General features: G+C 53.1%; 9 protein-coding genes. All 9 read right to left on the reverse strand.

The window, feature by feature from the left end:
- A partial coding sequence (locus FBQ85_24460) for a hydrogenase iron-sulfur subunit (GenBank protein ID MDL1878285.1) occupies positions 1–442 on the reverse strand: 442 nt, incomplete at its 3' end.
- 9 nt (positions 443–451) lie between these two features.
- The gene (locus FBQ85_24465; GenBank protein MDL1878286.1) at positions 452–901 is read right to left on the reverse strand and encodes a hypothetical protein; all 450 of its coding nucleotides are present in this window, start codon (positions 899–901) and stop codon (positions 452–454) included.
- Positions 902–1,259: 358 nt separating this feature from the next.
- Positions 1,260–1,673, reverse strand: coding sequence for a hypothetical protein (locus FBQ85_24470; protein MDL1878287.1), 414 nt, complete (start codon positions 1,671–1,673; stop codon positions 1,260–1,262).
- A 9-nt stretch (positions 1,674–1,682) separates the two neighbouring features.
- A complete protein-coding gene (locus FBQ85_24475; GenBank protein MDL1878288.1) occupies positions 1,683–1,847 on the reverse strand; it encodes a zinc ribbon domain-containing protein in 165 nt (54 codons plus the stop codon).
- Between the two features lie 165 nt (positions 1,848–2,012).
- On the reverse strand, positions 2,013–2,483 hold the full coding sequence (locus tag FBQ85_24480) for a YbaK/EbsC family protein (protein MDL1878289.1): 471 nt from the start codon (positions 2,481–2,483) through the stop codon (positions 2,013–2,015).
- 156 nt (positions 2,484–2,639) lie between these two features.
- A complete protein-coding gene (locus FBQ85_24485) occupies positions 2,640–3,080 on the reverse strand; it encodes a CBS domain-containing protein (protein ID MDL1878290.1) in 441 nt (146 codons plus the stop codon).
- Positions 3,081–3,269: 189 nt separating this feature from the next.
- Positions 3,270–5,324 (reverse strand): T9SS type A sorting domain-containing protein, encoded by a 2,055-nt coding sequence (locus FBQ85_24490; GenBank protein ID MDL1878291.1) that lies wholly within the window; start codon positions 5,322–5,324, stop codon positions 3,270–3,272.
- 336 nt (positions 5,325–5,660) lie between these two features.
- Entirely contained in the window at positions 5,661–6,089 is a 429-nt protein-coding gene (locus FBQ85_24495) for a hypothetical protein (GenBank protein ID MDL1878292.1), read from the reverse strand.
- A 192-nt stretch (positions 6,090–6,281) separates the two neighbouring features.
- Positions 6,282–6,713 carry a cytidylate kinase-like family protein gene (locus FBQ85_24500; protein ID MDL1878293.1) on the reverse strand — a complete coding sequence of 144 codons (432 nt, stop codon included), beginning with the start codon at positions 6,711–6,713 and terminating at the stop codon, positions 6,282–6,284.
- Positions 6,714–6,728 lie beyond the last annotated feature (15 nt).

Here is a 6,728-nt window from a genome sequence, read left to right on the forward strand (position 1 = left end):
GCCGCAGAGGCGATAATTGCTGCAGGCTCTCCATCATCTCATTCACCACTTGCAGAAATTTTTGTTCCTCTGCGGCCGAGATCCATTCCAACCGTAACCGTTTCAAGTCGATGCCATAGCCCGTGAGCGCCCGCCGCAATTCTGCCATATGGCGGTGGACTTGGTCTTCGCCATGTCCGCACGGGCATTGCGGGCTGGCGGCCAGCAAAACCCCTTCCGCGCCAAAGCGAAAGGCTTTGAAGATTTCGCGCGCATGCACCTGCAGGATGCACTCCACCGCGATGCCGGTGAAATCGGCCGGCAGTTTTCGCCGAACGGGATTGGAAACGTCATAAAACACTTGCGCACCACTCATACACAAGAAGCCCACCATGCGTGGCCGCTCGTTGAGAGGCTCGCGATGCGGCGATTCTGCCGGCCGCTGTCGAGATATTGGCATCATCTGCTCCGGTTAGTCGCAGCATCTGCCGCAACAGCCGCGGTGATGACCATGATGGCGTCCGGACTTCATCATGCCGCGGCCGCTGCGCGCCGACCAATGCGGCACACCGTCATCATCCGCCAATTCGATTTTTGCGGAGCCTTGCGTCACCGAATAGGGATAAAAATGCAAACCGTCGCTTTCCTTTTCCAGTTCGCCGCGCAACTCGGCTTCGCCTTTTTTGAGTTCATAGTTCTTCTGTTTCCAAAACCACAGCGGCCCCAAATGCACGGCATATTCCTTGCCTTCGCATTTGAATTTGGCCACCGGCATTGCCGCGTCGGTGATCTCGCCTTTGAGCGTCACGATCTCATCGCTGTCCCAGCGTTCGCGCGCTGAGCCGCGGCGTCCGTCTTGCGCCATGACGACGATCGCAAAGAGCAAGATCATTGCGCCGGCAAGCAAAAACCTTTTCTTCATCACTCAACCTCCTTCAAACAAAAGCTTCATCAATTCGATTGCAAATTCAACGATTGCCGTTCTTTTTCAAACCCGGTTACTGAATCATTTCATCAGATGACAAACAACATGCCGAAAATAGGCGCGACGAGACAAAATCTCACGGTGTGTAAGTATCTATATTTCTAAGAATATTGCCGGGCCGGTATGAGGTGTGGTGAACAAAATTCAGCAAACGGTTTGCAACTGTGGGAAAAAAGATGAGTGCTTTCGCAGTCTTGAGAATGGGCAATTTTGGCAAAAAACGCCTCACCTCGTCTGCTCTTTCGCCAAAGCGCGCAAAAAATTGCCGTGGAAATGTTGAGGGATACCCAACACTTCACGGCATCCGGTTAGTCAGCAAACGCAAGACTCTGGCGCGATGCCAATTTTCGCGTAATAGAATTCCTGCCAACAACGGCGGCAGCGCCATGGTGAAGATGACCAACAAAACGCCGGTAAGAGAAGTTGCGCCCCACGTGATGACCGGATAAAACGCGAAAATGAGCAGGCCTTCCAGCAGCAACAGCTTAGCGCCGAGCATTTCCCAGCGCCAAGCAATGGCTGCGGTCAGCAAAAAAATCAAACCCGGCACGGTCGCGTGCAACAAAACCTTGGCAGGCGTCAAACCTTCGCTGAAACCCGCGCTTGCGCCAAAAAACACCCACGTGCTCGCCCAAAGCAGCGCGAGACAGCGCGCAATCGTGCGGGTGTGCCGGTACCGCCAATCCAGAACGGATTCAAAGCTGGGCATACGCGTCCCTCAGGTTTTGCTGGAGGTTTTGGCAAAAAAGGTCGAGAACACTTGCTCGACTTTCTTGCTTTTGCATTTCGGGCATTGCGGTTTTTTCTTGTCATGCTCCGCCACGCGCAAGGCCTCGAGGAATTGATGGCCGCATTCTTTGCAGCGGTATTCATAAGTGGGCATAAAGCCGCCTCCTTTCAATCAGACGGTGTGAAAACATGTGACACCCGCACGGGCTTCGACAATCTCGCCTTCGACAAGCTCAGGCGCCGCGACAAGCTCGCCTTCGACAAGCTCAGGCGCCGCGACAAGCTCAGCCGGCGTTGGAATCAAGGGTCTCACGCCGCCTCAATGTTCCATGGTAAAATTCGTGACAATCGGGTGCGCCAACCGGTCATAATCGCGATAGAGCATGCGCATCACCTCTTGATGTGTGCCGGCGTTGAATGTGATCATGTGATCTTCGGTCAGGCGGTGGCTCACGTAAAGTGGCAGTTTGTAAAGATTGCCGAACGGCGGCATGGCGCCCGGCTCGCAATCCGGGCAGACGCGCGCGATTTCATATTCATCTGCCAGGCGAACCTCCCGCGCGTTCAGCGTCCGCCGCACTTTTTCAAAATCGATATGATCACTGGCGGGCAACACGAACATGCAGTACTTGTGATCGACGCTAAGAATCACGGTTTTGGCGAACATTCTGCCGGGCGTGTGCGTGTGCGCAGCCGTCTCTTGCGCGGTAAAATCCTGGCGATGATGAATCACCTCATACGGCACACGCTGCGCGTCGAGATGCGCTTGCAACGATTGCAGCATTGGCATAATAGTTCTCCTCTTGAGGTTTGTGGTTCGTGCCTGTGTTTTGGCCGTTGGTCTCTGGTTGTTGGTCGTTGGTTGTTGGTCGTTGGTTGTTGGTTGTTGAGATTGTTGACCGACACAACCTATCACCTGCACCTGCAACTTGCCACCTGCGCCTTCTCAGTCTCCTCCCGGCGCATCTGCGCCCAAATAAGCATTCATCCCATCCAATTCGTGTGAGAGATGCTCGACCAAATGCCGCATGAGATGCCGCACAGAGAGCATGCCCTGTAATTTCCCGAGGTGATCGACAATGGGCAGATGGCGGAAATGCTTGTCGGTCATGAACTCGAAGGCATCGCTCGCTTCCATTTCTTGCGGGGCGATCAGCGGGTCGCGCGTCATCACCTCTTCGACGCGCGTTTCGTGCGCAGCGAGTCCTGGCCGCACGACGCGCCGCATGAGATCGCGTTCAGTGAAAATGCCGACCAACCTGCCGTCTTTATCAATCACGCCCACTGCGCCCACGCCGACGTCACACATTTTTTCCGTTGCCGCTTGCACCGTGTCTTGCGGGGCCACCACCACCGGCGGCACACGCGCGATTCTCAAGAGTTTCATACGGGTCTCCAGTATTTGAGTGAATTCAACGTGCCACAGGTCAAATATCCTTAGGAATCAGAATTAAATAAATTTTTCATATCTCAAACCGCGAATAAACGCTAATAAGCGCGAATTAGAAATTTATTGGCGTACATTCGCGTTAATTAGCGGTTGCAGGAAATGGGCATGTTTATTGACTGGCATTCCTTAGCGCAACAAAATCATTTTTCTCACTTGCGCATGGCCTGCCATTTTCAACCGATAGACGTACACGCCGCTTGCCAGCATTGCCCCCGCTTCATTTCTGCCCTCCCATTTCACGTTATGATTTCCGGCAGCTTGAAAAACCGGAGCAAAGGCATAAACACGCTCGCCGAGAGTGTTGTAAATCGTCAATTCCACCCAACCGGCTTCCGGCAGCTCATATTGAATGATGGTTTCAGGATTGAACGGATTGGGATAATTCTGCGCCAGCCGAAAGCTGTGCACGGCATCGCCGGGATCTTCGATTCCCGTGACCGGCACTTTGCGCGCTTCTTTCAGCACCCAACTCTCCGGATCGAATCTCACCGCCAGCGGCGCGGTGTCAAGCGGCACAGAATACGTTTGCACCAGCAGAGAATCCCAAATGGTAATGTTCTCCGTGGTCAAATCCGCGTAGACAATTTCGAGATCAATGGGCATTTTGTAAACATGATCATACTCCGCTGAAACGCTGGCTTGCTTCTGCTCGATTTGCAAAAACAGTTCATGCCCGGCAGGCGTTGCTTGATAAGCATAGCCCCAGTTGTAAATGGGATAATAAGGTTCATAAATCCATTGTTGAAAAAACCAGTCTAAATCCTGGCCGCTGGCTTGCTCGCAAAAGTCGCGAAATTGTTCGGTGGTGGCGGTATTGAATTTGAACGCCGGGTCGTTGGGATAATCGTGCAGAATTTTCATGAACACCGAGTCGCCCAATACGCGGCGCAGCATGTGCAATACCCATCCGCCCTTTTCATAAACCGTCAATCGAAAAATGTACCAGGGTTCGTCCGTGCTGTACCGATAAATCGCATCGCGGGCCCAGCTCGACATCGAACCAAGTCCGGCGACTTGATAATCACGATACGCTTTTGGGCCATAACGTTGTTCGACATACAACGCTTCGCTGTACGTTGCGAAACCCTCATTCAACCAGATGTCGCCCCAATTTTGACACGTCACAAGATTGCCGAACCATTGATGCGCCAGTTCATGGGCGTAGGTGTATTCCCAGCTCGTACTCACCCCGCCGATGCTGGTCAGCGTTTGATGCTCCATGGCCCCGCCCCATTCAAACACCGCATGGCCGTATTTTTCCTTAACAAACGGATACATGCCAAAAAGATCGGAGTAAATGCGCAGCATTTCCGGCAGCGTGGCGAATGCCGTTTGCGCCGCAGCCAATTGCGCGGGATAAACGTAATGCGTGATCGGCATGAACTGCCCGGGAGCGTATTCGAATTGATCGCCAAATGTTGCATAATTGGAAATCGCCAGCGAGACAAGATAAGTGGTGATGGGATAATTTTCTTTCCAAACGAAAGTCTTGGTGCCGTTGCCGTTAATCGTTTCAGCGACCAGCAAGCCGTTGGAAGCCGCGATCAAATTTTGCGGCACGGTGATGCTGATACGCACAGAATCGGCTTTGTCGTCAGGATCATCGATGCACGGCCACCACGTGCGCGCGAGGTAAGGCTCGCTCAGCGTTGAAATCACCAGGTTGCCGTAAGCATTGGTGTCGAAACCGAAGCCTTTCAATCCACCCGAGCGCGGCACGCCGGAATAATTCACCGTGATTTGAAAGGTTTCGCCCGCGTTATAAGCGCGATCAAGCTGTACGGTGAGCAGCCAATTCGCATGCGTCCAGCTTGCGGCGTTGCCGGACACGCTGAACGCGCTCCACGGCGCCAGGCCTTCGCGGGCATCAAAATGCAGTATCGCCTGCTGCAAACCGTCGACCTTGCTGCGAAACACGCCGGTGACACTGCCGGCGAGATTGTTGGGCGCGGTGGTAATGGTGAGATTCAAATCGTAATAAACCGCGTCCACCGAGGGATCGCTTGACGGCTTATTGGGAAGCGTCGCCGAAAATTTTTTCATTCTGGCAGCCTGTTCTTTCTGCAGCGCAGCGCGCGTCGCCTGATGCATGCGCTCGAAGTAAGCCTTATCCGGAACTTGTGCGGCAGCGCTCAGGCAAAGGGTCAGCGAGGCCAGGCTCACCAACAAAAATCGTCTCATGCGTTCTCCAATTGGTTCTTAATCATTCGTGACAGGCAGGGTTATTTTGAGAATAATACTTCTCACTTCCCGTCGTTTGCAAAAATCTGGTGATTCTCCGAACCCCATTGCATGCTTCACCAGAAGCCTTCGCATCAAAACGGGACTTAATCATTGAATTCCTATTCCGCCGCGCTTGTGATTTTTTTTGAAAAATGATCTTCACTTAGGCGTTATGAATCATCTCGCCTGTCTTGGCCTTATGTAGGCCGCAATTGTCCGATGGTTTGCAGCTACACGGCCGAAAAAATGCTTGTGTTCTGGGGCAGGCGCCCTCTGCGCCCAAATGCTGCGCGCTTACATCGTCTTAATCGTCTCCCCAGGTACCACCTTGATCCAATTCGTGATGTTCGTCATTGCGGTGATCAAGGGCCCCTGGATTAACACGAGCACGCCGGCAATGATTGTGAAGCAAAGCAACATGCCGAGCGGCCTCTGGCACAGCTTGAGCGTGAGGTTGCGCAACAGCCAAATCGGAACAGCAAAAACATGCCACAGAATCACAAAAGCCATCAAACTCGGGCTTTTGCCTTCCGTACCTGCCAGCATGGCCATGATCAATAACAGCAGATAGAACGTGACCATCATGTGAAAACCGAGAAAATAATAGCTGGCAAACAAACCCGGGCCCGGAAAGGTCGGCTTCAACACCGACTTCAAATCGCGCATTATGGCGGATGTGGCATCGGGCTCATCCATCTCGTGATGGTGATTATGATTGGACATAACGTTACCTCCTTCCCCGTGAAACGCCGCATGACGGCGTCAGAGAATTTTTTGTTCATGTTCGCCTCATCAAAAGAATAAGGTGCAAAGCTGATGGCTATTTGTTCGCAAAATTAACTGGCACCGGCCAGGCCGTTGCAGGAACATCATCAAGAATATCATATTGGGAACGGACACTGTTCGGCGTTAATCCTAAGCTTCGGCCCGGCTCTCCACCGGCTTCAGCTTGGCCTCGACCAGGCGAATCAAAAGATCCGCAGCGGCCGTCATTTCGATCTGCGCCGTGTTGATGGTCACATCATAGGCGCAGGCATCATCCGCAGGCACGTGAAACTGGCGTTGCAAAAAATCTTTCCGCTCCTTGTCGCGCCGGTTGATTTCCTGTAGGGCTTTCTTTTCATCGCAACTCAGCTCGTGCATGACGCGCACGCAACGCAACGCCAACGGCGCAGTGACGCGCACACGCAAACCCGCCTCCGGCGGCAAAACAAAATTGGCGCCGCGGCCGAGAATCACGGCATTGCCGTTGTGCGCCAGGCTCAACAGCACTTGCGAGAGATGATAGAGATATTGCGTGTTGTCGAAACGCTGGCCGGTGAAGAGATTGCGGAGATAGGTATCCATGGCATTTTGACGATG

It is taken from the genome of Cytophagia bacterium CHB2, assembly GCA_030263535.1.
Classification (GTDB): domain Bacteria; phylum Zhuqueibacterota; class Zhuqueibacteria; order Zhuqueibacterales; family Zhuqueibacteraceae; genus Coneutiohabitans.